The 24692-nt window shown below is 57.4% G+C and carries 24 protein-coding genes; 5 read left to right on the forward strand and 19 right to left on the reverse strand.

The genetic code is table 11. From position 1 onward, the window contains the following. Positions 1–206: 206 nt before the first annotated feature. From ACNT1W_RS19055 to ACNT1W_RS19105, 11 genes are all read right to left on the reverse strand, one after another. On the reverse strand, positions 207–779 hold the full coding sequence (locus ACNT1W_RS19055) for a UbiX family flavin prenyltransferase (RefSeq protein WP_419246011.1): 573 nt from the start codon (positions 777–779) through the stop codon (positions 207–209). A gap of 130 nt (positions 780–909) precedes the next feature. Beyond that, positions 910–2427 carry an amidophosphoribosyltransferase gene (purF, locus tag ACNT1W_RS19060; RefSeq protein WP_012146042.1) on the reverse strand — a complete coding sequence of 506 codons (1518 nt, stop codon included), beginning with the start codon at positions 2425–2427 and terminating at the stop codon, positions 910–912. A gap of 21 nt (positions 2428–2448) precedes the next feature. Then, positions 2449–2949, reverse strand: a complete 501-nt coding sequence (cvpA, locus tag ACNT1W_RS19065) for a colicin V production protein (RefSeq protein ID WP_012146043.1) — start codon at positions 2947–2949, stop codon at positions 2449–2451. A 232-nt stretch (positions 2950–3181) separates the two neighbouring features. Further along, positions 3182–3931: a cell division protein DedD gene (gene dedD / locus ACNT1W_RS19070; RefSeq protein ID WP_115184156.1), complete on the reverse strand. Its 750-nt coding sequence runs from the start codon at positions 3929–3931 to the stop codon at positions 3182–3184. Beyond that, complete coding sequence (gene folC / locus ACNT1W_RS19075) at positions 3932–5194, reverse strand: bifunctional tetrahydrofolate synthase/dihydrofolate synthase (protein ID WP_012146045.1); 1263 nt, start codon at positions 5192–5194, stop codon at positions 3932–3934. Between the two features lie 152 nt (positions 5195–5346). Further along, entirely contained in the window at positions 5347–6255 is a 909-nt protein-coding gene (accD, locus tag ACNT1W_RS19080) for an acetyl-CoA carboxylase, carboxyltransferase subunit beta (RefSeq protein ID WP_012146046.1), read from the reverse strand. Positions 6256–6485: 230 nt separating this feature from the next. After that, positions 6486–7148: a DedA family protein gene (locus ACNT1W_RS19085; RefSeq protein WP_012146047.1), complete on the reverse strand. Its 663-nt coding sequence runs from the start codon at positions 7146–7148 to the stop codon at positions 6486–6488. 75 nt (positions 7149–7223) lie between these two features. After that, complete coding sequence (gene truA / locus ACNT1W_RS19090) at positions 7224–8045, reverse strand: tRNA pseudouridine(38-40) synthase TruA (RefSeq protein ID WP_419246012.1); 822 nt, start codon at positions 8043–8045, stop codon at positions 7224–7226. After that, the gene (locus ACNT1W_RS19095; protein ID WP_017893505.1) at positions 8045–9055 is read right to left on the reverse strand and encodes an aspartate-semialdehyde dehydrogenase; all 1011 of its coding nucleotides are present in this window, start codon (positions 9053–9055) and stop codon (positions 8045–8047) included. The genes truA and ACNT1W_RS19095 overlap by 1 nt, the downstream gene beginning before the upstream one ends. Positions 9056–9145: 90 nt before the next feature. After that, positions 9146–10267: a 4-phosphoerythronate dehydrogenase PdxB gene (gene pdxB / locus ACNT1W_RS19100; RefSeq protein WP_012146050.1), complete on the reverse strand. Its 1122-nt coding sequence runs from the start codon at positions 10265–10267 to the stop codon at positions 9146–9148. Between the two features lie 53 nt (positions 10268–10320). Then, positions 10321–11094, reverse strand: a complete 774-nt coding sequence (locus tag ACNT1W_RS19105) for an AraC family transcriptional regulator (protein ID WP_012146051.1) — start codon at positions 11092–11094, stop codon at positions 10321–10323. A gap of 117 nt (positions 11095–11211) precedes the next feature. Here ACNT1W_RS19105 and ACNT1W_RS19110 point away from each other — a divergent pair, with 117 nt between their 5' ends. Further along, on the forward strand, positions 11212–12114 hold the full coding sequence (locus tag ACNT1W_RS19110; protein WP_017893508.1) for a DMT family transporter: 903 nt from the start codon (positions 11212–11214) through the stop codon (positions 12112–12114). Here the strand turns inward: ACNT1W_RS19110 and ACNT1W_RS19115 are convergent. The 3 genes from ACNT1W_RS19115 to ACNT1W_RS19125 form a co-directional block, all read right to left on the reverse strand. Further along, complete coding sequence (locus tag ACNT1W_RS19115) at positions 12111–13529, reverse strand: sensor histidine kinase (RefSeq protein ID WP_012146053.1); 1419 nt, start codon at positions 13527–13529, stop codon at positions 12111–12113. The genes ACNT1W_RS19110 and ACNT1W_RS19115 overlap by 4 nt on opposite strands. Continuing rightward, a complete protein-coding gene (gene tctD / locus ACNT1W_RS19120; protein ID WP_419246013.1) occupies positions 13516–14190 on the reverse strand; it encodes a transcriptional regulator TctD in 675 nt (224 codons plus the stop codon). Before tctD ends, ACNT1W_RS19115 begins: the two co-directional genes overlap by 14 nt. Positions 14191–14406: 216 nt before the next feature. After that, a complete protein-coding gene (locus tag ACNT1W_RS19125; RefSeq protein ID WP_012146055.1) occupies positions 14407–14727 on the reverse strand; it encodes a hypothetical protein in 321 nt (106 codons plus the stop codon). Between the two features lie 299 nt (positions 14728–15026). Here ACNT1W_RS19125 and ACNT1W_RS19130 point away from each other — a divergent pair, with 299 nt between their 5' ends. Genes ACNT1W_RS19130 through ACNT1W_RS19140 form a run of 3 tightly spaced genes read left to right on the forward strand, consistent with a single transcriptional unit; the run spans position 15027 to position 17980 of the window. Continuing rightward, on the forward strand, positions 15027–16007 hold the full coding sequence (locus ACNT1W_RS19130; protein WP_012146056.1) for a Bug family tripartite tricarboxylate transporter substrate binding protein: 981 nt from the start codon (positions 15027–15029) through the stop codon (positions 16005–16007). A gap of 12 nt (positions 16008–16019) precedes the next feature. Beyond that, positions 16020–16451 carry a tripartite tricarboxylate transporter TctB family protein gene (locus ACNT1W_RS19135; RefSeq protein WP_419246014.1) on the forward strand — a complete coding sequence of 144 codons (432 nt, stop codon included), beginning with the start codon at positions 16020–16022 and terminating at the stop codon, positions 16449–16451. Between the two features lie 11 nt (positions 16452–16462). Continuing rightward, complete coding sequence (locus ACNT1W_RS19140) at positions 16463–17980, forward strand: tripartite tricarboxylate transporter permease (RefSeq protein WP_012146058.1); 1518 nt, start codon at positions 16463–16465, stop codon at positions 17978–17980. 33 nt (positions 17981–18013) lie between these two features. Here ACNT1W_RS19140 and ACNT1W_RS19145 read toward each other — a convergent pair whose 3' ends face one another. Continuing rightward, on the reverse strand, positions 18014–18643 hold the full coding sequence (locus ACNT1W_RS19145; protein ID WP_012146059.1) for a CatB-related O-acetyltransferase: 630 nt from the start codon (positions 18641–18643) through the stop codon (positions 18014–18016). Positions 18644–18798: 155 nt separating this feature from the next. Then, positions 18799–19794 (reverse strand): DMT family transporter, encoded by a 996-nt coding sequence (locus ACNT1W_RS19150; RefSeq protein WP_012146060.1) that lies wholly within the window; start codon positions 19792–19794, stop codon positions 18799–18801. A gap of 171 nt (positions 19795–19965) precedes the next feature. Between ACNT1W_RS19150 and ACNT1W_RS19155 the strand changes: the two genes are divergently transcribed. Then, positions 19966–21423, forward strand: coding sequence for a PLP-dependent aminotransferase family protein (locus ACNT1W_RS19155; protein WP_419246015.1), 1458 nt, complete (start codon positions 19966–19968; stop codon positions 21421–21423). Positions 21424–21431: 8 nt separating this feature from the next. Here ACNT1W_RS19155 and ACNT1W_RS19160 read toward each other — a convergent pair whose 3' ends face one another. From ACNT1W_RS19160 to ACNT1W_RS19170, 3 genes are read right to left on the reverse strand one after another with little or no spacing between them, the layout of a single operon-like run. Then, positions 21432–21932: a protein disulfide oxidoreductase gene (locus ACNT1W_RS19160; RefSeq protein ID WP_259190963.1), complete on the reverse strand. Its 501-nt coding sequence runs from the start codon at positions 21930–21932 to the stop codon at positions 21432–21434. Then, complete coding sequence (locus ACNT1W_RS19165) at positions 21925–22641, reverse strand: DsbA family protein (protein ID WP_012146063.1); 717 nt, start codon at positions 22639–22641, stop codon at positions 21925–21927. The genes ACNT1W_RS19160 and ACNT1W_RS19165 overlap by 8 nt, the downstream gene beginning before the upstream one ends. Beyond that, complete coding sequence (locus ACNT1W_RS19170) at positions 22638–24674, reverse strand: protein-disulfide reductase DsbD family protein (RefSeq protein WP_419246016.1); 2037 nt, start codon at positions 24672–24674, stop codon at positions 22638–22640. Before ACNT1W_RS19170 ends, ACNT1W_RS19165 begins: the two co-directional genes overlap by 4 nt. Positions 24675–24692: the final 18 nt, after the last annotated feature.

Genomic DNA, 24692 nt, shown 5'->3' on the forward strand with positions numbered 1-24692 from the left:
GGAGGGAACGGCTCCGGCCTTCACAAAACTGTTTCCTGGGACGATAACCGCAAAATTAAATCGGCCAGTGTTGGCCGCGCCACGGGCAGTGGATAAATACCAGAGCCTTGAAACAGTGAGCGTGATGAAGTGGGATCATTATGGTGCATGCGCCGCCCTAATTCAGTGCGGTGTTGCACAAATGTGCTAAATTGGGGAGAAATTTGTTAATTGGCACCTTGCCAGCGGGCAAATAAATCTTGCGGTAATTCAATGTCAAACTGATCGACCACCCGGTTTACCGTTTGATCGATGATGTCTTCTACGCTGGCAGGACGATGATAAAACGCCGGTACCGGCGGCATAATCACCGCGCCCATTTCCGCCGCCTGGGTCATCAGACGCAGATGGCCGATATGCAACGGGGTTTCGCGTACGCACAGCACCAGCCGGCGGCGTTCTTTCAGCACCACGTCGGCGGCACGCGTCAGCAGGCCGTCACTGTAGCTATTGGCAATACCGGATAAGGTTTTGATTGAACAGGGAAAAATCACCATACCGGCCGTTTTGAACGAGCCGGAAGAAATGCTGGCACCAATATCGCGCGAGTCATGCACCACATCGGCCAGCGCCTGCACTTCACGCAGGCTGAGATCGGTTTCCAGCGACAGCGTCTGTCGCGCCGCATTACTCATCACCAAATGGGTTTCCACCTCTGCGACGTCGCGCAATACCTGTAGCAGGCGCACGCCATAGATTGCGCCGCTGGCGCCGGAAATACCGATGATGAGTCGTTTCATAAAGCTGGCCTCTGCCAAGGAAAAATAGGATCAGGCAGACTTTGCCGCAATGGGGCTACATAAGCAAGTCAGGGAGGAATAATGCACCGCAGCGAACGCCGCGGTGCACTGTTTTGGTCAAGAATGAAACTTAACCTTCGTTGTGCATTTCCAGATTTTCGGCTTCGGTCTGACCACGTATTTCTTTGGCGTCGTCATTGCGCAGCGATTCCAGATACTCGAGGTAGCTCTGGTCGACGTCTTTGGTGACGTAGATACCGTTGAATACCGAGCATTCGAACTGGGTGATGTCCGGGTTCTCTTCGCGTACCGCTTCAATCAGATCGTCCAGGTCCTGGAAGATCAAACCATCGGCACCGATGATCTGGCGGATTTCGTCCACTTCACGGCCGTGGGCGATCAGTTCGTTGGCACTCGGCATATCGATGCCGTAGACGTTAGGGAAGCGAATTTCCGGCGCAGCGGAAGCCAGGTAAACTCGTTTCGCCCCGGCGTCACGCGCCATCTCAACGATCTGCTCTGAAGTGGTGCCGCGCACGATGGAATCATCCACCAACAGCACATTCTTGTCGCGGAACTCGGCACGGTTGGCGTTCAACTTACGACGTACCGACTTACGGCGCGCCTGTTGGCCCGGCATAATAAAGGTACGGCCAACATAGCGGTTCTTCACAAAGCCCTGACGGTATGGCTTATCCAGGATGCGCGCGATTTCCAACGCGATATCACAGGACGTTTCCGGGATTGGGATCACCACGTCGATGTCCAAATCTTCCCACTCGCGGGCAATCTTCTCACCCAACTTCTGCCCCATGCGCACGCGTGCGCTGTAGACCGAAATCTTGTCCATAAAGGAGTCGGGGCGAGCGAAATAGACGTATTCGAACAGGCACGGGTTGGTTTTCGGGTTCTCTGCACACTGACGAGTGAACAGTTGGCCCTTCTCGGTGATATACACCGCTTCGCCCGGCGCTACGTCGCGCAGGAATTCGAAGCCCAGCGTGTCCAGTGCGACGCTCTCGGAAGCCACCATATATTCATTGCGGCCATCTTCAAGCTGACGCTTGCCGATCACCAACGGGCGGATACCGTTAGGGTCACGGAATGCCAGCAGACCGTGACCGATGATCATCGCTACGCAGGCGTAAGCGCCACGCAGTTGCTGATGCATGGCGGCAACGGCGGTGAAAATGTTGTCGGATTCCAGCGGATAATGTTGGAAACGATCCAGCTCACTGGCCAGTACGTTCAGCAGGATCTCGGAATCGGAGGTGGTGTTGATATGGCGGCGGCCGCTTTCAAACAGCTTTTGGCGCAGCTCATGGGCGTTGGTCAGGTTGCCGTTGTGTGCCAGCGTCAAGCCGAACGGCGAGTTTACATAAAAGGGTTGAGCCTCTGAGGCACTGGAGCTGCCAGCCGTTGGGTAGCGCACATGGCCAATACCCATGTTGCCCTGCAAGCGCTGCATATGGCGTGCCTCAAACACATCCTTCACCAGACCGTTGGCCTTACGCAGACGGAACCCATTGTGGGCATCTATGGTGACGATGCCTGCGGCATCCTGGCCACGGTGCTGAAGCACCATCAACGCATCATAAATCGACTGGTTTACCGGCATAAAACCGGCGATACCGACAATACCGCACATGTTGTCTTTTCCTCATCAGCGCTACCGCCCCGGTAAATGGGTCGGCAAGAAACTCGACGTGCTCTGCAGGTAGTCAAAGAACCACCTGATGATGTAACTGAACTGGGGGATCAGCTGCGACTGTTTCCAGTCGGTACTTTGTGAGAAGCCGGTAAAGGTATCCAGGAAAAACAGTATCGCCGAAACGATCAACACGCCGCGCAGTGCGCCAAAACAGACGCCCAGCACCCGGTCGGTGCCTGATAACCCGGTTTTCTCTACCAGTGAGCTAATCACATAGTTAACAATAGCGCCTACGATCAGGGTCGCGATAAACAAGATGGCAATCGCGATGCCGTTTCGCACCAGTTCATCTTCAAAACGAGTGAAGTAGACCGCAAGGTAAGAGTAGAAATGGCTGGCAACAAAAAACGCACATCCCCATGTCACAAGTGACAATGCTTCGCGAACAAACCCTCGGATCAGGCTCACCAGAGCCGAAAATCCAATCACCGCTATAATGACGTAATCAATCCAGACCATGAACTATTCCAATGATGAATCGCCCCTGCATCCATTTCGCGGCGAATTCTAACAGAAAACGTAAACGTTTGCGTAGGGGTTTTCCTGCCCCGTTACAAATAAAAAGCGGCGATAAAAAAATTCCCAATCGCCGCGCCTATATAGGCCATTTCAGCTACGAAAGGCACATTATTTTTAATGATTATATCGGCATGACTCGATTATGGGGCACAGCATGCTGCGCCCCATAAACTTAACGTACGCCGTATGGCTTCACCTGACCGCTCAAACCACTGATCGAGTTCAACGCGGACAGAGAAGACTGCAGCTTCTGTTTTGAGGCATCCGGGCCGACGTAGATCCGGGTGATCTGGCCCTGTACCGGCGTTGATGGCACGGTAAAGGCGCGGTAACCGGACAGCCTGAGCGATGCCACCACCTCGTTCACCTTGGCAGCGTTCTTCAGCGCACCGAGCTGCACCACATAAGCCTGCCCTGCCGGCGCTTTCTCTTCCGCCGGTTTCTGCACGGGTGCAGGCTCAGGCTTGGGTACTGGCGTTGGCTCAGGTTTCACCACCGGCTTCGTCTCCACCGGTTTCGGTTGCGGTACCGGTTTTGGTTTCACTTCCACCGGCTTGGTTTCTACCGGTTTAGGCTTCACCTGCGGCTGCGGCGTCGGTTGTGGACGGGATTCGACCGGCGGGGTCACCAGCGTCGGCTGCTGCGTCGGTTGGCGAACTGCCTGCTGCGCTGCTGCCTCATTGGCCGCCTGCTGCTCAACCAGTGCGCCCGCGCCTTCCGGCGGCTGTGCCGGTAGCGGTTGGCTTACCGGTGGCACCACGTCGTTTTCTTCCACATCACCGGCCTTCGGCACCAACGGAATGGCGGCGAATTCGTCTTCATAATGTTTCTTTTTACCGTCCAGCAGCCCTGGCAGGATAATCACCCCCAGCGCGACCAAAATCACGGTACCGACCAATCGGTTTTGAAATTTACTTGCCACTCACACTCCCCGCTCGTCTAACGCCGCCATAACCTGTGCAACGGTGTGGAACGATCCACAGACGATCACAATATCCTGAATATCTGCGTCCTGCATAGCCTGACGCCAGGCAGTTTCGACATCGGCAAACTGCCGCGGTTCCGTCAAATATTGCGCCAACAGTTCGACGCTGGCCCCGCGCGGTCCGTCCAGCGGCGCGCAATACCACTCATCGACCTGCTCACTCAAACAGGCCAGGGTGCCGGCGATGTCTTTATCCGACAACATCCCCACCACCGCTCGCACCTTGCCGCCATTGCGCGGTAAGGTCGCCAGACGCCCGGCCAGGTAACCTGCCGCGTGGGGATTATGCGCCACGTCGAGGATCAGCATCGGATCGCGTCGCACAATCTGGAAACGTCCAGGCAATGTCGCCTGCTGCAAGCCGGTGAAGATCGCCCGCTCATCAATTTCCAACGCAGAAAAATGCAGCGCCGCCAGTGCCGTCGCCGCATTGGCTAACGGTACGTTGGGCATCGGCAAATCGGTCAGCAAGGTACCGCCGCCTTGCCACTGCCAGCGTTCGCCCTGTTCACTGAAGCTCCAGGCATCGCCGCGGCGATACAGTTGGGCACCCAGCGTTTCCGCCACCTGCCCAATGGTGGCCGGCATATCCGGTTCCCCCACCACCGCCGGTTTGCCGCTGCGGAAGATCCCGGCCTTTTCGCGGCCAATGCTTTCGCGATCGTTGCCCAGCCAGTCGGTATGATCCAGCGCAATGCTGGTCACCACTGCCACGCTCGGATCGACGATATTGGTCGCATCCAGGCGGCCACCCAGCCCGACTTCCAGGATCACCACGTCAAGCTTAGCCTGTTTGAACAGTTGCAGCGCCGACAGGGTGCCAAATTCGAAGTAGGTCAGTGAAGTTTCGCCCCGGCCCGCTTCAATGGCGGCGAACGAGCGGCAGTGTTCGGCCTCACTCAGTTCATCGCCCTGAATGCGCACCCGCTCGGTATAACGCACCAGGTGCGGCGAGCTGTAGACGCCAACGCGCAAACCGGCCGCCATCAGGATGGTTTCCAGGGTACGACAGGTGGTGCCTTTGCCATTGGTCCCGGCTACGGTAAATACCGTCGGTGCAGGAGTGAGTAAATCAAGATGCGCCGCAACGCGCTGTACGCGTTCCAGGCCGAGTTCGATCGCCTGGCTGTGCAGACGTTCCAGATAGAAAAGCCACGAGCTCAATGGCGACGTGGCTTGGGGAATTTGGTGGTTTTGCATGAGTCCCGTCACTGAACTTGGGTTCATTAATCCATCAGGGCACCACCCTCACCGCGGTAAAGGCGATGCTCTCCGTTATCAGCCGTCATTTAGCCACAAAATGGCGGCTGAACCCCGCGCCGATGGCTACCGGCGCGGGGAACCTATTGATCTCAGGCGTCGGCCTGATTTTCCTGCTCGGACACCGGCGCGGCCTCATCGAAATGCGGCTGCGGCTGGTTGGTCAGCTTGGAAAGGATACTCGCCAGGGTCTGACGCATTTCCGGACGGCGTACGATCATGTCGATCGCGCCTTTTTCAATCAGGAACTCACTGCGCTGGAAGCCCGGCGGCAGTTTTTCACGCACCGTCTGTTCGATAACGCGTGGGCCGGCAAAGCCGATCAGCGCTTTCGGCTCGGCGATATTGATATCACCCAGCATCGCCAGACTGGCGGAAACGCCACCCATGGTCGGGTCGGTCAGTACCGAAATGTACGGCAGACCACGCTCCTGCAGTTTCGCCAGTGCGGCACTGGTTTTCGCCATCTGCATCAGCGACATCAGCGCTTCCTGCATACGGGCACCGCCACTGGCTGAGAAACACACCAGCGGACAGTTGTCTTCCAGCGCCTGCTCAACCGCACGCACAAAACGCGCACCGACCACGGACGACATGGAACCGCCGATAAAGGCGAATTCGAACGAAGCAGCGACAATCGGCATACCGTACAGCGTGCCTTTCATTACTACCAGCGCGTCTTTTTCACCGGTCGCTTTCTGTGCGGCAACCAGGCGGTCTTTATACTTTTTGGAATCCTTGAACTTCAGAACGTCTTTCGGCTCCAGTTCGCTGCCCAGCTCCACTTCACTGCCTTCATCCAGCAGAGTATGCAGACGCATACGCGCAGTCATGCGCATGTGGTGGTCGCATTTTGGGCATACTTCCAGATTACGCTCCAGCTCGGCGCGGTAGAGAACCTGGCCGCAGCTATCGCATTTAGTCCAGACCCCTTCAGGAATACTTGCCTTGCGGGTTTGGGTGATGTTGCTCTTGTTAAGAATTCGTTCAATCCAGCTCATCGATGACCTTTCTGTTTGAACCTGGCAAATGCCAGTCCGCTGTTCATGCTTTAACAATCCCCCCGAAAACACCCCTAATGAAAAATGCCTGAGCAAAACGCGGCTAGCGCGCGCGAGGCACTGGTTTCAAGGTTGTTAACAGGAACAGACCATAAATGTCGCTCATTAAACCATATCGGCCCGACACTGTGGATAAAAAACTGGTCGAACCGACAGGTTAAGCGATGTTTTTACTGTTTTTGCTGGCGGGCAGCCGCGCGTTTATGGCGCCAAATTTCAATGATGCCCGGCAGAATTGAAACAATGATGATAGCCACGATCAACAGTTTCAGGTTTTCCTGCACGATCGGCAGATCGCCGAAGAGGTAGCCAGCATAAGTGAAGAGCAGCACCCAAACCAGTGCACCAATCACGTTGTAGGCTGCAAAATGGCGATAGGACATATGCCCCATACCGGCGACGAACGGCGCAAAAGTACGCACGATCGGCACAAATCGCGCCAGAATAATCGTTTTCCCGCCGTGTTTTTCATAAAACTGGTGGGTTTTATCCAGGTAGCTGCGGCGGAAAATTTTCGAATTCGGGTTACTGAACAGCTTTTCCCCGAACAGCCGGCCAATGGTGTAGTTCACCGCGTCACCCAGTATCGCCGCGCCTATCATCAACGCAACCATGGTATGTACATTCAGATCGTTGGTCGGCAAGGCCGCCAGCGCACCGGCAACAAACAACAGAGAATCACCCGGCAGGAACGGCGTCACCACCAGCCCGGTTTCGCAAAACAGGATCAGGAACAAAATGGCGTACACCCACATACCGTATTGCGCCACCAGTTCGGCCAGATGCACGTCAATATGCAAAATAAAATCAATTACAAACTTGATGATGTCCATAGGTTCTCTCTTTTACCGGGTGTCTCACCCACCCGGCAGCTACACAAGGGAGTAACGCGTCGGGCGCGCCAGTATTTAGTCGTCGGGTAAAAACAGTGGCCCCATTGGCGGCCGGGGTATGGCAAAGTGCTCAGGGTAATCAACGCTAACCAGGTATAACCCGTCGGCCCGCGCCGTCGCCGCAGCCAGATTACGATCCTTCAGCGCCAGTAATTCGGCCATCCAGTTCTCATCCTGATTGCCGCAGCCAATTTCCATCAGGCTACCGACAATGTTGCGAACCATATGATGCACAAAGGCATTCGCCTTGATATCTACCACAATATATTCGCCATAGCGCGTAACCTTAACGTGTTTTACGTTACGCCACGGCGTGCGTGACTGACATTGCACGGCGCGGAACGAAGTAAAGTCGTTCTCGCCCAGCAGCGCCTGCGCCGCCCTTTCCATCCGTTCGGCATCCAGCGGGTGATAAAAGTGGGTCATTCCCTTCTGCAATACCGCCGGACGATAGCGATGGTTATAAATAATGTAGCGATACCGACGCGCAGTCGCGCTGAAACGGGCATGAAAATCTTCATTCACGCCAGTCACCCAACGCACGGCGATATCCGGCGGCAGATGGGTGTTGACGCCCATCGTCCAGGCCGCGTCCTTGCGTTGCGCGGTAGTTTCGAAATGCACCACCTGACCGGTGGCATGCACTCCGGCGTCGGTACGTCCGGCGCACAACACGTTGATCGGCGCATCCGCTACCTTGCTCAACGCCTGTTCCAGACAGGCCTGCACGCTGGCGACTTCCTGCTGACGCTGCCAGCCGTAATACTGGCTGCCGTCATATTCAATCCCCAGCGCGATTTTCAACGTCGGCTGGATGGGCAAGACAACTTCAGACATCAGTACATCTGCTCCTGCACCAGACGTTCTGCGGTTTCGATCGCCATCAGCGCGCCGCCGAAACGCACGTTGTCTGCCACCGACCAGAACTGCAGGATTTCCGGAATACCATAGTCATTACGCAAACAGCCGACGCTCAGCGCATCGCTGCCAGAGGCTTCCGTCACCTGGGTCGGGTAGTCGTCTTCTTCGCTCAGTTGGATATCATCCACCTGCTCCAGCTCGCTGCGTGCTTCTTCCGCAGACATCGGGCGCAACGCCTCCAGGTGAACCACCTGCGCATGGCCGTAGAATACCGGTGACTGCACACAGCTAACGGAAATCGGCAGCCCTTCGTCCTGCAGCACTTTACGCACCTGATCGACAATCAAACGCTCTTCGCGCACGCTGCCCTGTTCGTCGGCCAGCAACGGCAGCAGGTTGAACGCCAACTGCTTGGCGAAAACGCCCGCTTCAGCCGGAATGCCGTTCAACAGGCGCGCACTTTGACCGGCCAGATCGTCGACCGCCACTTTGCCGCGTGCCGATACCGACATCAGGGTGGTGACGTGCAGACGGGAAAGCCCGGCCTGTTCGGTCAGCGGTTTGATCGCGGTCAGCAGTTGGCTAACCATGCTGTCGGCCACGGCAACGATATTGCGGTTACGGTAATCCGCCAGCACCTGTGGGTTCACCCCTGGAACCACCAGCGGCACGTCCGGCTCCAGCGCAAACAGGCCGCTGGTGTCGATCACCAGGCAGCCCATGTTGCCGGCTTCTTCCGCGTAGCGGGCCGAAGCCTCGGTTCCGGCAACGAAGAACGCCAACTGCGCCTGTGACCAGTCAAATTCTTCCGCGTTTTGCACCAGTACCGATTTGCCATTGAAGCGCACCGTGGCACCGGCACTGCGTTCACTTGCCAATGGATAGAGTTCGCCCACCGGGAACTGGCGTTCCTGTAATAATTCCAGCAACGCTTCACCTACCGCGCCAGTGGCGCCAAGCAGAGCGATATTCCAGCCGTCAGACATTGGGTTTCTCCAGAGTATTTATTCAAATGCAGATGGGCGGCTACTGCACCGCCCTGATAACAAAATTAGTCGCCGTGGCTTAAGAAAGCCTTATGCCGTCAGGAAACCCAGCTTGTGCAACAGCTCCGCACTGGCGCTGTCATCGCACTGGACGCGTAATGAAGACCATTCGCGGCGTTCCTGGTAATGCTTGCGCAGACGATCAAACTCGCCCGGTTGCCCGGCCACTTTGCGCAGCGGCGCATCATCGCGGCGCACATCATACACCAAGTGCATCAATCGTTTTAATTTGCCTTCATCCAGCGGCCCATTGAGTTGGATCTGGCTGAATTCGGGCACCGGCAGCAGCGAGGCCAGCTCTATCTGTTGCGGCTGGCCCAGGTGGCGGCTGAAGGCCTCAAACACCTGAGTGGTGCCGCGTGCCTTGCCTTCCAGCGTGTAACCGGCAATATGCGCGGTGCCAATATCCACCCGCGCCAGCAACGGCAGCGAAAGCTCCGGTTCCGGCTCCCACACGTCCAGCACGGTACTCAGTTTTTTGCCTTTCTCCAGTGCCTGCAACAGCGCAGCATTGTCCACCACCGCACCGCGACAGGCGTTGATCAGAATGCGATTGTCCGGCAACGCCGCCAGCAGTTCCGCGTCCACCAGATGCAGCGAGTTGTAAGGGCCGGATTTATTCAATGGCGTATGGAAAGTGAGCACATCGGCTTCCGCCACCAGCTTTTCCAACGGCCAAAACTCACCGGCATCACCGCGTTCAGCCCGCGGCGGATCGCATAACAAGGTACGGACGCCCAAGGCTTTCAGGCGGGCATCCAGGCGTGAGCCTACATTGCCAACACCGATAATACCGACGGTTTTATCCCGCAGTTGGAAACCATCGCGTTCGGCCAGCAGCATCAGCGCGGAGAACACATATTCCACTACCGCAATGGCGTTGCAGCCCGGAGCGGCAGAAAAACCGATGCCCTGCTGTTGCAGCCAAACGTCGTCTACGTGGTCGGTACCGGCGGTCGCGGTGCCGACAAAACCAATGCGGGTACCGGCCAGCAAGGCTTCATTCACTTTAGTCACCGAACGCACCATCAGCGCATCGGCATCGGCCAGCGCATCACTCGGGATCGGACGGCCAGGCACCGCCTGCACATTCCCCAAACGACTGAACAACTCAGTCGCGTACGGCATATTTTCATCAACCAGGATTTTCACTTATTGCTCCGACGGTTTACGGCTATTTCGCTGGGAAATAGTGTGCCACTGAATCATGCCCGACGAAAGCGCTCGGGGGTGGTACCGGCGATTTGCTGAAACATGACAATAAACGCCGAGGCCGAGCTGTACCCTACCTCCAGCGCCACCTCCTGCACGGTTTTTCCCTGTTCCAGCAGGGACACGGCATGCAGGAAACGCAAACGCTGGCGCCATTCGCTAAATGACATGCCTAGATCCTGTTGGCAACGCCGCGACAGCGTACGCTCGGTGGTATAGACCCGGGCAGCCCAGGCGGCGAGCGACGTATTGTCTGAAGGACAGTGTTCCAGCGCCTCCAGCACCGGTGCCAGGAATTTGTCTTCGGATGACGGCAGGTAGGTTTGTTGAACCGGCGACAGATGCAGTTGGTCGATCAGCGCCCGGCACAGCCTCAGGTCCTGTTTGCTCTGCGGGATATATTGTTTGCGTGCGTAAAAATCTTCGGCAATGGCGCGGAAAATGGGCGTCACGCTGACCAGACAGGGATCGACCGGCATCCCGGCGCACAGCGGCAACGCAATATCGACCATGCGGCACTGCGCCAGGCGCTGGTTATAACAAGAGTGTTCAATTTCTGCCGGCGCCCACAGCACAAACTCCGGCGGTGCCAGAAAACGCTGACCGCCGATGCGCAGCACCATAACACCGGCCTTGACCCACATCAGTTGCCCCCAACTGTGCCGATGCGGCTGGAACTCCGTGCGGGCATTGAACTCCTCGCAGCGGAACTGCACCGGTCGTGGTGCCGGGATCAGCGCTTCGGGGTAATGACGGATTTCTGGCATGGTTTCGTCCCGTGACTTGTCTTGTTTAGGGCAAATATTGTCTGGATATCACTATATATAATAAACCGGACACAGGTAAACTAGCCAGCATGTCCGTTGTTAATGAGAATAATTATCATGAATATGCTGTTCCCTCTGCTGGCGGTGTTGATTTGGTCAATTAATGCCGTGGTCAGCAAACTCTCCGCTACCGCCATCGATCCGGCCGCCATCTCCTTCTATCGCTGGTTACTGGCGCTGATCACGCTGACGCCTTTCGTGCTGCCCGGCGTGATCCGTCACTGGGCGGCAATACGCGCTAACTGGTGGAAATTAATGGTTCTCGGCATGCTGGGTATGGTGTTGTATCAGAGTCTGGCTTATTACGCGGCGCACAGCGTCAGCGCGCTGTTTATGGGCATTATTGTTTCCCTGATCCCGTTACTGACTATTCTGATCAGCATAGTGCTGCTGCGAGTGGCTCCTACGGTGGGCATCGCGATCGGCAGCCTGCTGTCGCTGGCCGGTTTGATCTGGCTGGTGAGCGCCGGCAATCCAGGTGAGTTATTGCAACATGGCATCGGCAAAGGCGAGTTGATGATGTTTGCCGCCACCGCCGCCTATGCGCTGTACGGCGTACTGACCAAGCGCTGGGCGATTGCGCTGCCGAACTGGCAGTCATTGTATGTACAGATTGTGTTCGGCGTGGTGCTGCTGCTGCCGAACTTCCTGATGGCGCAGGACGTTGCGCTGACCAGCCAAAATATTCCGCTGGTGCTGTTCGCAGGTATCCCGGCCTCGATCGTCGCGCCATATCTGTGGATCCACGGCGTGATGCGTCTGGGTGCCAATACCGCGTCGATCTTTATGAATCTGGCCCCGGTATTTACCGCCATCATTGCGGTGGTGTTCCTGCATGAACATCTGCATAGCTACCACTTGATCGGCGGCGGCATCACCCTGTTGGGTGTGATCCTGTCGCAGCGTCTGCGCACGCCGTTGGGCCGTAAGGCCAAGCAAACCGCAGAGTGTGAAAGTTAAGGCAGCAGTTGAAAACGCACCCGCACCAATAGGCCTCCCAGGGTGGCCGAGGTCAGGAGCTCCGGGCGGGTGCCGTGATAACGGGTGATGTCGCTGACCAGCGCCAGCCCCAAACCGGCACCGGGCTGATTGCCCACGTTATCCAGCCGATGAAACGGCTGCAGCGCCTGCGCCGTATCCTGTTCGGCAATGCCTGGGCCGCTGTCTTCAATTTCCAGTACGCACTCCCCAGCCAGCTTATCGATGCTTAACCGGGCCGTGACCGTGCCCTGATTCGGGGTGTATTTCAGCGCATTGTCCAGCAGGTTGGCACAGAGTTCGGTCAGCAGCAGTGCCTCCCCTCCAACCCAACAGACAGATTCCCCCTCATATCCCAGATCAATACGTTTGCTGCGTGCCTGCGGTAACCGCGAAAAACAGGCATCGCGCAGTACCTGCGCCAGATTCACCGGCTGCAACTTGTGGTCGGCAAGATGTTCATGGGCTTTGAGCCTGGAGAGATAGAGCAGACGATCGGTCAGCGCCACGGTGTTATCCAGCGTGGTGCTCATCGCCAACAGACTTTCCCGCCACTGCTCCGGTTTATCACTGGCCAGCGCTACCCCCACCTGGGTTTTCAGCACGGTTAACGGGGTGCGTAACTGGTGCGAAGCGTCGGCGCTGAAACGTTCCTGACGCGCCACCATCAGCCGCAGTCGTTCAATATAACGGTTGAATGCCAGCAACAGCGGCTGCATTTCCGACCAGGGCAACACCATCGGCAACGGCGTCAGTTCGCCCGGATCGCGTCGCAGCATAATGCCGGAAAGTTTGCGCATCGGCTTAAGCACCCGTTTGAGTAGCGCAAAGGCCAGGATCATGGTCAACACCACCACCGTTCCCTGGCTGAGCAAGGCGGAAAGCATCATTTGCCGCGCCAGATAGCGGCGCGATTCCAGCGTCTCCGCCACCAGAATGGTCGCCATGCCCATCACACCCGACTCGTTGACCGGCTGATACAGCGCGGCTACGCGGATCGGCCGGCCACGATATTGGGCATCATAAAAATGCACCAGCGCCGGATACAGACTGGAACGCAGGATATGGGGCGGCATCGGCGGCAAATCGTTATAGCCTGAAATACTGTCGCCCTGCGGGGAGATCACTTCGTAATAAAGCTGATCGTTCATGTTGCGCTCGAAACTGTCGAGTACCACATAGGGCACGTCCGCTTCCAGCCGACCATTGCGCACCACCAGCCGCTCCGCCACGGTGCGCGCCGAAGCCAGCAGCGTGCGATCGTAGGCCAGCGTGGCAGCATTCATCGCGCTAAAGTAGTGGGTATATATCGAGATGCCGCCCAGCACCAGCAGCGGCAGGCCAAAGAACAACAACAGTTGATAAAACAGTGAGCGTGGCGCGTTAAACCACCTCATTGCAAAGCTCCAGGCTGTAGCCCAGACCACGCAGGGTGATGATCGCCACATTGCTGCCCTGCAGCTTTTTCCGCAGCCGATGAACGTACAGTTCGATGCTTTCCGGGTTGGCTTCATCAGACAGGGTAAATACCTGTTCAAACAGCTGCTGTTTGGCAACCGGGCGGCCACGCCGGTGGATCAAGGCGGTCAGCACCGCCAACTCTCGGGGCGTCAACTGCAGCGGTTTGTCGTCGAGCTGGAAATAACCTTCATCGTGATAGGTCAGCGCACCATACTGCAGCGCCTGCTGGGTAACGCCGACGCTGCGGCGCAGCAACGCCCGAATACGCGCTTCCAATTCATCGAGTTCAAACGGCTTGGTCAGGTAGTCATCGGCCCCCAGATTCAGCCCTTTGACGCGATCGGCAACGTCGGTTCTGGCCGTCAGCAACAGCACCGGCAAATCCTGCCCGCGTTTACGCAGCCGAGCCAGCAGTTCCAGACCGTTCAGCCGCGGCAACGCCACGTCCAGCACCACCAGCGCATAGGTTTCGTTTAACAACATGTGGTCGGCCGCCAGCCCGTCCGGCGCGACGTCGACAGCAAAACCGACGCCGGTCAGCGCCTTTTGCAGCCAGTGGGATAACTCGGGATGGTCTTCAACCAATAACAGACGCATGTTTCCATTCCATTGATTTATCTATGCCTATGCCCTAGGTGAAATAACCACCAGGCCAGGATGACGGCCAATTAACATATTTATAACAGCAGGATGGCATGGAAAACGCGGGGAAAGAAGGGTTACGCCGGGCCAGTTTTGGGAGCTGGGGCACAATTGCAACATGGAATAAACCACAGTCGGCCAGCAACTGCGGTTTATTGCGTTGGTTCGCCGTTATTTTTTTCTATCGGCCAGGGCGATATCCAACACCGGCTGCAATTTGGCTGGCGTGAACGGAGGGGAAACCAAGACCGAGCGATTATTGGCAGCAAAAACAATATCAATGCCGGTAATACAGGCAGTCATATGGCAAACGTATTTATCGCCTTTGGGATCGGCGAAATGCAGCTCAAAAACGCCGAGCTCCGGGCGCAGACGTTTCAGCCGGCACTCACCTTCATCGCCATAAATGTCGGCATACGCCGACGGCAACATCTTGATAGCTTTAACTTTATTGCTGTCCCTGCCACCGAATAACTTCCCTAATGAAAACATAAACGCACACCTGTCATGATTTTATTTTTAGACATTTTATCCCAAGGTCGAAAAGGCAAAAATGATATTACGCAGACTTTAAGCAAGGTTTACGGGCTGTTATTGCCCCGTGGCATGTGTTAGCGCAACAGTCAATTTGGCCACTCAGTACGACATTATAACTCCAGGCAGGAGATGCGTATCACATCCCGGAAACTTTTCCGTCGGTTGAAAGGTAAATGAAAGGTTGTTGATTTAACAATCCAGCAACCCGTATCGGCGGGGATCCGCACCGACTGAAAAATACCTTGGGGAAAGCAATGAAAAAAATAATCACCCGCACTCTGACCGCCACCGCCCTGCTGCTGGCAGCCAATCAGGCCTTTGCCGTCGAAGCACCGAAACGCACCGAATGTATCGCCCCTGCCAAGCCCGGCGGCGGATTTGACCTGACCTGCAAGCTGATTCAGGTTTCGCTGCAGGAAACCAAAGCCATCGATAAACCGATGCGCGTTACCTACATGCCCGGCGGCGTTGGCGCAGTAGCCTACAACGCCATCGTTGCCCAACGTCCGGCAGAGTTCGGCACGGTTGTCGCCTTCTCCGGTGGCTCGTTGCTGAACCTGTCACAAGGGAAATTCGGCCGCTACAACGTGGACGACGTGAAATGGCTGGCCGCCGTCGGTACCGACTACGGCATGATCGCGGTCCGTGCCGACTCGCCATACAAAACCCTGAAAGACCTGATGGACGCCTTCCAAAAAGATCCGAACAGCGTGGTGTTCGGCGCGGGTGCCTCGATCGGTAGCCAGGACTGGATGAAAACCGCCCTGCTGGCGCGTGAGGTCGGGGTCGATCCTCACAAGATGCGTTACGTGGCATTCGAAGGCGGCGGCGAGCCGGTTACCGCATTGCTCGGCAACCACATTCAGGCAGTTTCCGGCGATCTGAGCGAAATGGTGCCTTACCTGCAGGGCGACAAAATTCGCGTGCTGGCGGTGTACTCGGATCAACGCCTGCCGGGCCAGTTAGCCAATGTGCCGACCGCCAAAGAGCAAGGCTTCAATCTGGTATGGCCGATTATCCGCGGTTTCTACGTTGGCCCGAAGGTCAGCGAAGAGGAGTACCAGTGGTGGCTCGACACCTTCCAAAAAATGATGGCAACCGACGAGTTCAAAAAACAGCGCGATCTGCGTGGTCTGTTTGAATTCAACCTGGCCGGCAAGGAACTGGATGCCTACGTGAAAAACCAGGTCAATCAGTACCGCGAACAGGCCAAAGTTTTCGGTCTGGCCAAGTAACCGGAGGCTACCATGAGCGATCGCATTTTCGCCGGTTTCTGGCTGCTGCTGTGCATTGGCGGCCTGTTTATCGGCTGGGGTATTCAGAGCGAATACAGCTACGAACCGCTGGGCCCCCGTCCCTTCCCGCTGGCGATTCTCAGCCTGATGGCGCTGTGCGCGGCGTTACTGCTGCTGAACAAGCCGCAGGTGGTTGAATGGCCGCATAACAAGGTGATGCAACGCCTGCTGGTGCTGGTCATTTCGCTGGTGCTGTACGCCTGGGGCTTCGAATGGCTGGGCTTCCCACTGGCAACCGCACTGCTGACCTTCAGCATTGGCCTGCTGTTCCAGGCCAGCCTGAAAGCGGCATTGGTGTCCGGCGTGGTGATGGGCGTGGCGCTGTATTACGCCTTTGACCGCTTACTTGATGTGACACTGCCACTCGGCGTTTGGCTGAGCTAACGGGGGCGATGATGGAAACCTGGATGTATTTGTCTCAAGGGTTCGAGGTGGCATTGGTGCCACAGAACCTGATTATCGCCCTGATCGGCTGCTTCGTTGGCACCATTGTCGGCCTGCTGCCGGGGTTGGGGCCAATCAACGGCGTGGCTATTTTGTTGCCATTGGCGTTCGCTCTCAAACTGCCGGCCGAGTCCGCGTTGATCCTGCTGGCGACGGTGTATATCGGCTGCGAATACGGCGGTCGCATCTCCTCGATACTGCTCAACGTGCCGGGTGACGCGGCGGCGATCATGACGGCCCTGGACGGCTATCCGATGGCGCAACAGGGGCGCGCCGGTGTGGCACTGTCGATCTCGGCGGTCAGCTCTTTCGTCGGTTCGATGATCGCCATCGGCGGCATTATCCTGTTCGCCCCGCTGCTGGCACGCTGGTCGCTGGCGTTCGGCCCGGCGGAATATTTTGCCCTGATGGTGTTCGCCATCGCCTGCCTGGGCAGCATGATGAGCCAGAACCCGCTGAAGTCGCTGCTGGCGGCGCTGATTGGCCTGGGGCTGGCGACGGTCGGGGTCGATGCTAACACCGGCGTTTATCGCTTCACCTTCGACAGCGTTCATCTCTCCGACGGCGTGCAGTTTATCGTGGTGGTGATCGGCCTGTTCTCGGTCAGTGAAATCCTGCTGATGCTGGAAAGCACCAGCACCGGGCAGAAGCTGGTGCGCAAAACCGGTCGCTTACTGTTTAATCGCAAAGAGGCTGCCGAATGCGTTGGCCCCACGCTGCGCTCTTCGGTGATCGGTTTCTTCGTCGGCATTTTGCCGGGCGCGGGTGCCACCATCGCCAGTGCGCTTACCTATATGACCGAAAAGAAAATCAGCGGCAACAGCGACACCTTCGGTAAAGGAGATATCCGTGGCGTGGCGGCTCCTGAGGCGGCCAATAACGCTTCGGCCTGCGGCTCGTTCATTCCGATGCTGACGTTGGGCGTACCGGGTTCCGGTACCACGGCGGTGATGATGGGCGCCCTGACGCTGTACAACATCACACCCGGCCCGGCGATGTTCACCGAGCAGCCAGATATTGTCTGGGGGCTGATCGCCGCACTGCTGATTGCCAACGTCATTTTGTTGATTATGAACCTGCCGTTGGTTGGTCTGTTCACCCGCATGCTGACCATTCCGCTGTGGTTCCTGGTACCGGCGATTGCCGCAGTGTCGGCGGTCGGTGTTTATGCGGTGCACAGCACCACCTTTGACCTGCTGTTGATGGTCGGACTGGGGGTGTTTGGCTACATCCTGAGGAAAATGCACTTCCCGATGTCGCCGTTGATCCTGGGCTTCGTGTTGGGAGAGATGCTGGAGCAGAACCTGCGCCGTGCGCTGTCTATCAGCAACGGACAGTTTGGCATCCTGTGGAGCAGCAGCATCGCGCAAACCTTGCTGGTGTTGGCGGTAGCCGTGCTGGTACTGCCGCTGGTGTTGCGCATAGTGCGCAAACGTCGCCAAACGGTGGAAGCGGCCAAGGCCGAATAAGTCAAAGGGCGGGGTTATTCCCGCCCTTTTCAGTTAACGCTTAATTTCAGCTATCGCCCGTTCCAGGGCCGCAATATCATCATCGGCCAGCAAGGGCTGCACGCGGGCAAAATCTTCCGCCGACAAATCATAAATACGCAAAGCCAATAACCGGGCGATGGTCTGCGGGCTAAACCGCAGCTTGATTGGCCGTGCCGGATTGCCGCCCACGATAGCGTAAGGTTCAACATCCTTGGTCACAATACTGCCTGCAGCCACTATCGCCCCTTCCCCAATGCTCACACCCGGCATCAGCATCGCCCGCATCCCGATCCAACAACCGTCCCCTAACCGGGTGTCGCCCCTCGGCTGATAGGAAGCCAGAATGCTTTCCATCATCGGATACAGGCAGAACCAATCGGCACGGTGAGTATGATTACCCCCCATCAGGATCACGGCCTCGGCGGCAATGCAGACATAATCGCCGATCAGCAATTGGTCTATCGCCCCTAGCGGCTGCCACTGTTGGCTGACCTCGTCCCCGTGCAAATAACGCACCACGGAGCGTTCAAAGCCGTCATCCAGGTAGTCGCTGTAATAGCTGTGGGTCCCTTTGACGATAATATTGGGGTTGGTCACCGTTTGGTGCAGCAGTTCTGTTTTTGACCAGTGTTTTTCAGTCATGGCGCTTTCTCTATATTCATTGCAAGAGCCACAGCCTAAAGTCTGTGGCAGTGTTTTTTGGTCGCAAAACACTGCCGGACTAAGCGATTAATGCCCGTTTTAATCTTGGGTTATTGGTCATTATTGCCTCCAAATCTCGGCATAATGCTAACAAATCAGGCCTCGGCCGTCTTGTTTTTCAACATCAGCACCCCGCCCATCACCAGGGCGCTGCCGAGCAGTTGTAACGAGTTCATGTTTTCCCCCAGCAGGAAATAGGCGATCACCGCCGTGAACACCAACTCCAGCGACAAAATCAGGTTCGCTACCGCCAGCGGCAGGGTTTTCAGGCTGATGTTGTACAAACCAAACCCCAACAGCGTCGGGCCTGCGGCCAGCGTCAACAGCAACAACCAACCGCGCCACTCGATGCCCTGAACGCCCTCTGAAAGGAACCACAAAGAACCGGTCATGCCGTGGAATGCCGCCAGCGGGTATAACGTCAGCGCAATGTTGAACAGCCACTGATAGACGGCGGAAAAACCGAACACGTACAAAATGGTATTCCACACCGGATAATGGCGTTCAGTCGCCACCCGTCCGCCCAGCGTGTAGAGGGTATAACCGATGCCGGACAGCATACCGACCAACAACCCCAGCAGGTTGAAATGGCTGTTGCCCATGCTGTCACCGTTGCTGACCAGAAAACAGCCGCCCAGGCTGACCACAATCACCACCAACTGGCGCAGGTTCAGGCGTTCGCTGTAGATCATCCAGCCGAGGAAAACGGTAAAACCCACCGAGCAGTAAGTCAGGATGGTCGCCACCGACGCGCCGTTCAGCGCCACCGACAGCGTCCACAGGCTGTTGAATACCGCCAACAGCAGGCCATAACAGGCATAAAACGGGATCTGGGAACGCCGTAAGCGTGCCCACTCAGGCTTGAACAGCAACAACGCCGGTAATAAAACCAGCGCCACCAATGCCGCTCGCCAAAAGGCCAGCACAAAGGTCGGCAGGTGATAATACTGCGTCAGCACGCGGATAATAATGGCGGTAAAAGCCAGCAACATGGCGCTGATAATGGCAATCACATAACCCTGACTGCTGCCCTGTAAAATGCGCGCGCCGGGGAAAACCGGCCTGACTGAAACACCCGATGGTAATGACATGACACCCTCAAAAAAACGGCGGTAATAGACTCAGGCAGAGATTCTAACGCCGCGCGATTTTGCCGCCAGAGCCACTTTCCCCCGATGTTATACAGGCCACTTTTATCCGCTTGAAGGCCTGCTGCTATGGGGTATAGTAAAAAGTGCCACCAACTACCGAGCCAATTTTGCATGCATATTCCGTTAGACCGTCAGCAGGATGTTCCGCTGTATCTGCAAATTGAGGAGGCGTTGCGGCGGGCAATCCTGAGCGGCGTATTTGTTGATGGTGACAAACTGCCCTCCACGCGCCAGCTTGCCGGCGAATTGGCCGTCAGCCGGTTGACGGTGGACAACGCCTATGCCGAATTGGCAGCCAAAGGCTTTTTACGCCAGCGACGCGGCAGCGGTGCCTATGTCCAGCACCCGCTGGCACAGCCCGCACAGCCACAACCGGCAACCGATGTCCCTTTCCCGGCGGAGCGTTTTACCACCCTGACCTCACGGCTGGATGGTTACCCCGATATCCCGCTGCCGGACAGCATCATCAACTTTGCTGCCGGTGTCGGCAGTCCGAAAGTTTTCCCACAGGAAGAGTTCCGCAAGATCTTGCTGTCGGTGCTCAGCCGCCATGCGGAAGAGGCTTTCAGCTATGGCGAATACTGTGGCTACTACCCGCTGCGCGATACGCTGGGAAGGATCCTCACCGCGCAGGGCATTCCGACCCATGCGGAACAATTGCTGATCACCAACGGTTCACAACACGCCATCAGCCTGATTGTGCAAAGCCTGCTGGAGCCGGGCGATACGGTGATCGTCGAACAGCCGACCTACGCCGAAGCCCTGGGGCTACTGCGCCTGCACCGCATCAATATTGTCACCATTCCCAGCGATCGGCACGGCATGCTGGTTGACCAACTGCCCGCCCTGCTGGAAAAACACCGGCCGAAGCTGATTTACACCATACCCAATTTCCATAACCCTACCGGGCGCTGCATGAGTGAAGCCCGGCGGCGTCGCCTGTTGGCACTGGCTCAGCATGCCGGGGTGGTGATCCTCGAGGACGATTTTGTCGGCGATTTGCGCTACAACGGCAAGCAATTGCCCTCGCTGCGGGCCCTTGCGCAGCCGGGGGCGGTGATTTATGTCAGCACATTTTCCAAAATGCTGTTGCCCAGCATGCGCATCGGCTATCTGGTGGCGGACAGCGAACACTATCAACGCATCGCCCGGTTGAAACACGTCGACAGTTTTACCAGTTCCAATCTGATCCAGCGCGCGCTGGACGCCTTCGTCACCATCGGGCGCTACGACAAGCAACTGCGGCGTGCCGGACGAGTCTATCGCCAGCACCGGGATGTGATGGTCGCCGCATTACAGCAGCAACTGCCGCCAGGCTGCCGGTTTGAAACGCCGGAGGGCGGACTGTTTATCTGGCTGACGCTGCCCGCCGCCGTCAGCACCGAAGTACTGATGCCGGTGGCCTGGCGACAAGGCGTGACTTTTGCACGCGGAGAGTGTTTTTATGCCGAGGAACAGCGTGGCGCGCACGGCCTGCGATTGAATTTCGCCGCCAACACGCCGCCGCTGATTGAAGAAGGTATCGCCCGGCTATGCCGGGCGATTAGTCAGGTGATAGCAGCAGAATAAACCGGTGATTACAGCCCGGCCCACCACAGCCGCAGCTTCATGCCCCAATAGCTGGTCCAGCCGGTGGTGCTCTGCACCACCTGGCCTTTGGAGATAATCACCAGCGTCGGGGTAACGCCGATTTGCCACTGCGCCGACAGCTCGCCACGCGGGTCGTTAACCACCGGCAAGGTCACCCTCTTACCTGCCAGCCACCTCGCCACCTGAGCATCGTCACCGGAGCGCAGCGCTACGGTCAGCACGTTGTCGCCCTCGCCGACCAGTCTGGCAACATAGGGCGTGGTGAAGCGGCAAACACCGCACCAGCTGGCCCAGAAATAGACCAGCAAGGGTTTATCCTGACTGAGCTGTGCCAGTGACACCTGCTCACCACTCAGCGTCGTCAGGAGCTGCGAATCGAAGGCTGGCGGAGCCTGCGGTGCACGCAGCCAGTCCATGCCGAACGCCGCCACCAGGACAATCAACAGCAGGATCAGCAGTTCCCGCGCCCAACGCCGCAGCCTAGCCATTTTTGACCTTCGCCAATTGCTGTTTCACCATCGCCTCCAGCTCCTCGTAAGACACTGCCCCCGGCAACATCTGATCGCCGATCAGCGTTGCCGGCGTCCCCTGCACGCCCAATTTTTCTGCCAGCTCCATGTTAGTGCGCAGCGTGGTCATGCTCAGCTCACTGGGCGCCACTTCTTTCACTCCGGTTTTCTGCTGGGCAGCGGCAATGCTGGCGGTGTCGTGGAAACCTTTTTTCGCCATCAGCCGCTGGTGTAACGCCCAAAACTGGTCCGGATGCTGCTGCCAGGCAGTCAATGCCACCCGTGCCGAACTGACCGAGCTTTCGCCCTTGAACGGCAATAATTTCACCACCAACGCGACGTCCGGGTATTGTTTGACGATCTTCTCCAGCATCGGATCAAAACGCTTGCAGTACGGGCAGTTGTAATCGGTAAAGGTCACCAGCGTCAGTTTGGCGTTGGCCGCCCCCAGACGCGGGCTGGCCGGGTCTTCATACAGGGCTTTGGCGTTTTGCTTGATCGCCTGGCTGATTTGCTGGCCGGCGGTTTGCTGCTGCCAGGCATCGACCGCCTGCGCCAGAATATCCGGGTTCGACACCAGCGTTTCGCGGATCAGCTCTTTAATGCGGACTTCCTGTTCCGGAGTAAATGGGGCAGCGGCCCAGACAGGGGTGGCGATCAGCATCAGTAAAATCATTAATTTTTTCATTGTGAATTTCCTTTGGCGGCGGACAGGGTTTGCAATACGGCATCGCGGGTCAACAGTGGGGACAACACCACGCCGTCGCGGCTGCCGGGGCCATAAATTTGATTAAAAGGCACGGCGACGCTGCCGCGTTGTTGCAGGAAGGCGCTAATTTCGGCCGATGGACGGCTCCAGTCCCCCCGCAGGGCGACAACGTCCTCGGCGCTCAGCGCTTTTTGCACGTCATCGCGCAGCAGTACGTTGAATTTGTTGGCTTTACAGGTCACGCACCAGTCAGCGGTGACGTCGACAAACACCCGTTTGTTCTGGGCCAGCGCCTGGGTGATCGCCTCCTCGCTCAGCGGTTGCCAGGCCACATTGTCGTGCAGCGGCTGACGCCACAGCCCGGCGGTCAGCGAACCGGCCAATAGCACCACCCCAACCAGCACCAGGGTAGCGGCTGCCAGCTTGGCCGCCAGGCGAACCCCGTGTTGCCAACCGACCGCCAGCAACAGGGCCAGCAGCGCGATAACACCCACCACCAGCGTTGGGACGCCACCGATATGGTTGGCCATCAGGCTTAGCAGCCACAACGAAGAAGCCAGCATCAGCAACCCCATCACCAGCCGCAGGCTGTTCATCCAACGCCCCGGACGAGGTAAACGCAGTGCCAGCGCCGGCCAGGCGGCAATCAACAGCCAGGGCAGGCTCATCCCGATGCCCAGCGCGACAAACATGCCCCACAGCACCGGCAGCGGTGCTGCCAGAGCAAAGGCCACCGCGGTACCCAGGAAAGGCGCGGAACATGGCGTCGCCAGTAAGGTAGCGAAAGCGCCCTGCCAGAAATGCCCACTCAGGCCACGGCCGTTATGGGTCGCCAGTTTGGTGTTCAGCGAAGAGGAAAGTTGCAGATGGAACAGGCCGAACAGGTTAGCGCTGAATAACAGCGTCACCAGCACCATAAAACCGATAAACCACGGGTTTTGGAACTGAATGCCCCAGCCAAGCGCCTGGTTGCTCAGTCGCAGCAGCGTCATCAGCAACGCCAGCGCCATAAATGACGCCACAATGCCGAACGACGAGGCCAGGAACTGTAGCCGAATACTGTGCCGATCACGCTGTTCGACCTGCAAAATCGAGCCCAGTTTGATGCCTAATACCGGCAACACGCACGGCATCAGGTTGAGGATCAGGCCACCGGCCAGCGCCATCAGCACCGCCTGCCAAAGTGAGAAGCTTGCCGCAACGGGAGAGGCCAGTGGCCCTTCAATAGGTAACGTCACCTGCTGCGCCACGCCGCCGTCACCGATCACCAACGTCAGGGTTTTGCCACGCAGATCCGGTGCGCTATCGCCCCAGCCATCACTAACCGGCACCCGCGCGAACATCCGGGTTCCGTCACTGCTGACATTCGGCTTGCCGAGGTCAGCATCCTCCAGCGTATCGAAGAACAGCTCAGGCTGCTGCCAACCGGCGGCTCGCTCGGCGCTGATCTGCAGTTCCCCGTTCTGATAACCGGCTTTAATACTCTCCACCAACCCATCGGCAATAGGTACCTGCCCCATTGCCTGGGCAAAGTCATGGGTAAACTGCGCGTCGGACGGCGCGTCCAGATCCAGACTGAACGGATAGTCGGTCAAAATGCAGACGTTGCTGCAGGTAGACAGCGTCAAGGTGCCCGCCAACTGACGTGGCACCGCGCCTTTCATCACCATCGGCAGCTCAACCCGGTCGTGATAACCCTGGGTGGAGATGCCGGCAACGTCAAAACGCTGCGGCGTTGGCCAGTACCAGGTTGCCGGCGGTGGATTACCCTGCCAGGCGATGGTCGGCGCAATACCGCCTTCCCCCGGCGAACGCCAGTAGGTTTTCCAGCCTTTTTGCAGCTCTATGCCCAGCAGCAAACGGGTTTCCCCGCTGTGCGAGGTATCGGCGCGCAGCCGCACCTTGGCGTGATCGTTAGTCGGGCTTTGTAGCCAGCCGCTGTCCGCCGCCTGCAAAGCAGGTAGCCACAGCAGTAACAGGCAGGCTAATGCCGACCTGATGATATTTAACATGTTTTTTCTCCATAAATG

Origin of the sequence: Serratia sp. NFX21, assembly GCF_048517035.1 — a bacterium.
In the GTDB taxonomy this organism is placed as follows: Bacteria; Pseudomonadota; Gammaproteobacteria; order Enterobacterales; family Enterobacteriaceae; genus Serratia; species Serratia quinivorans.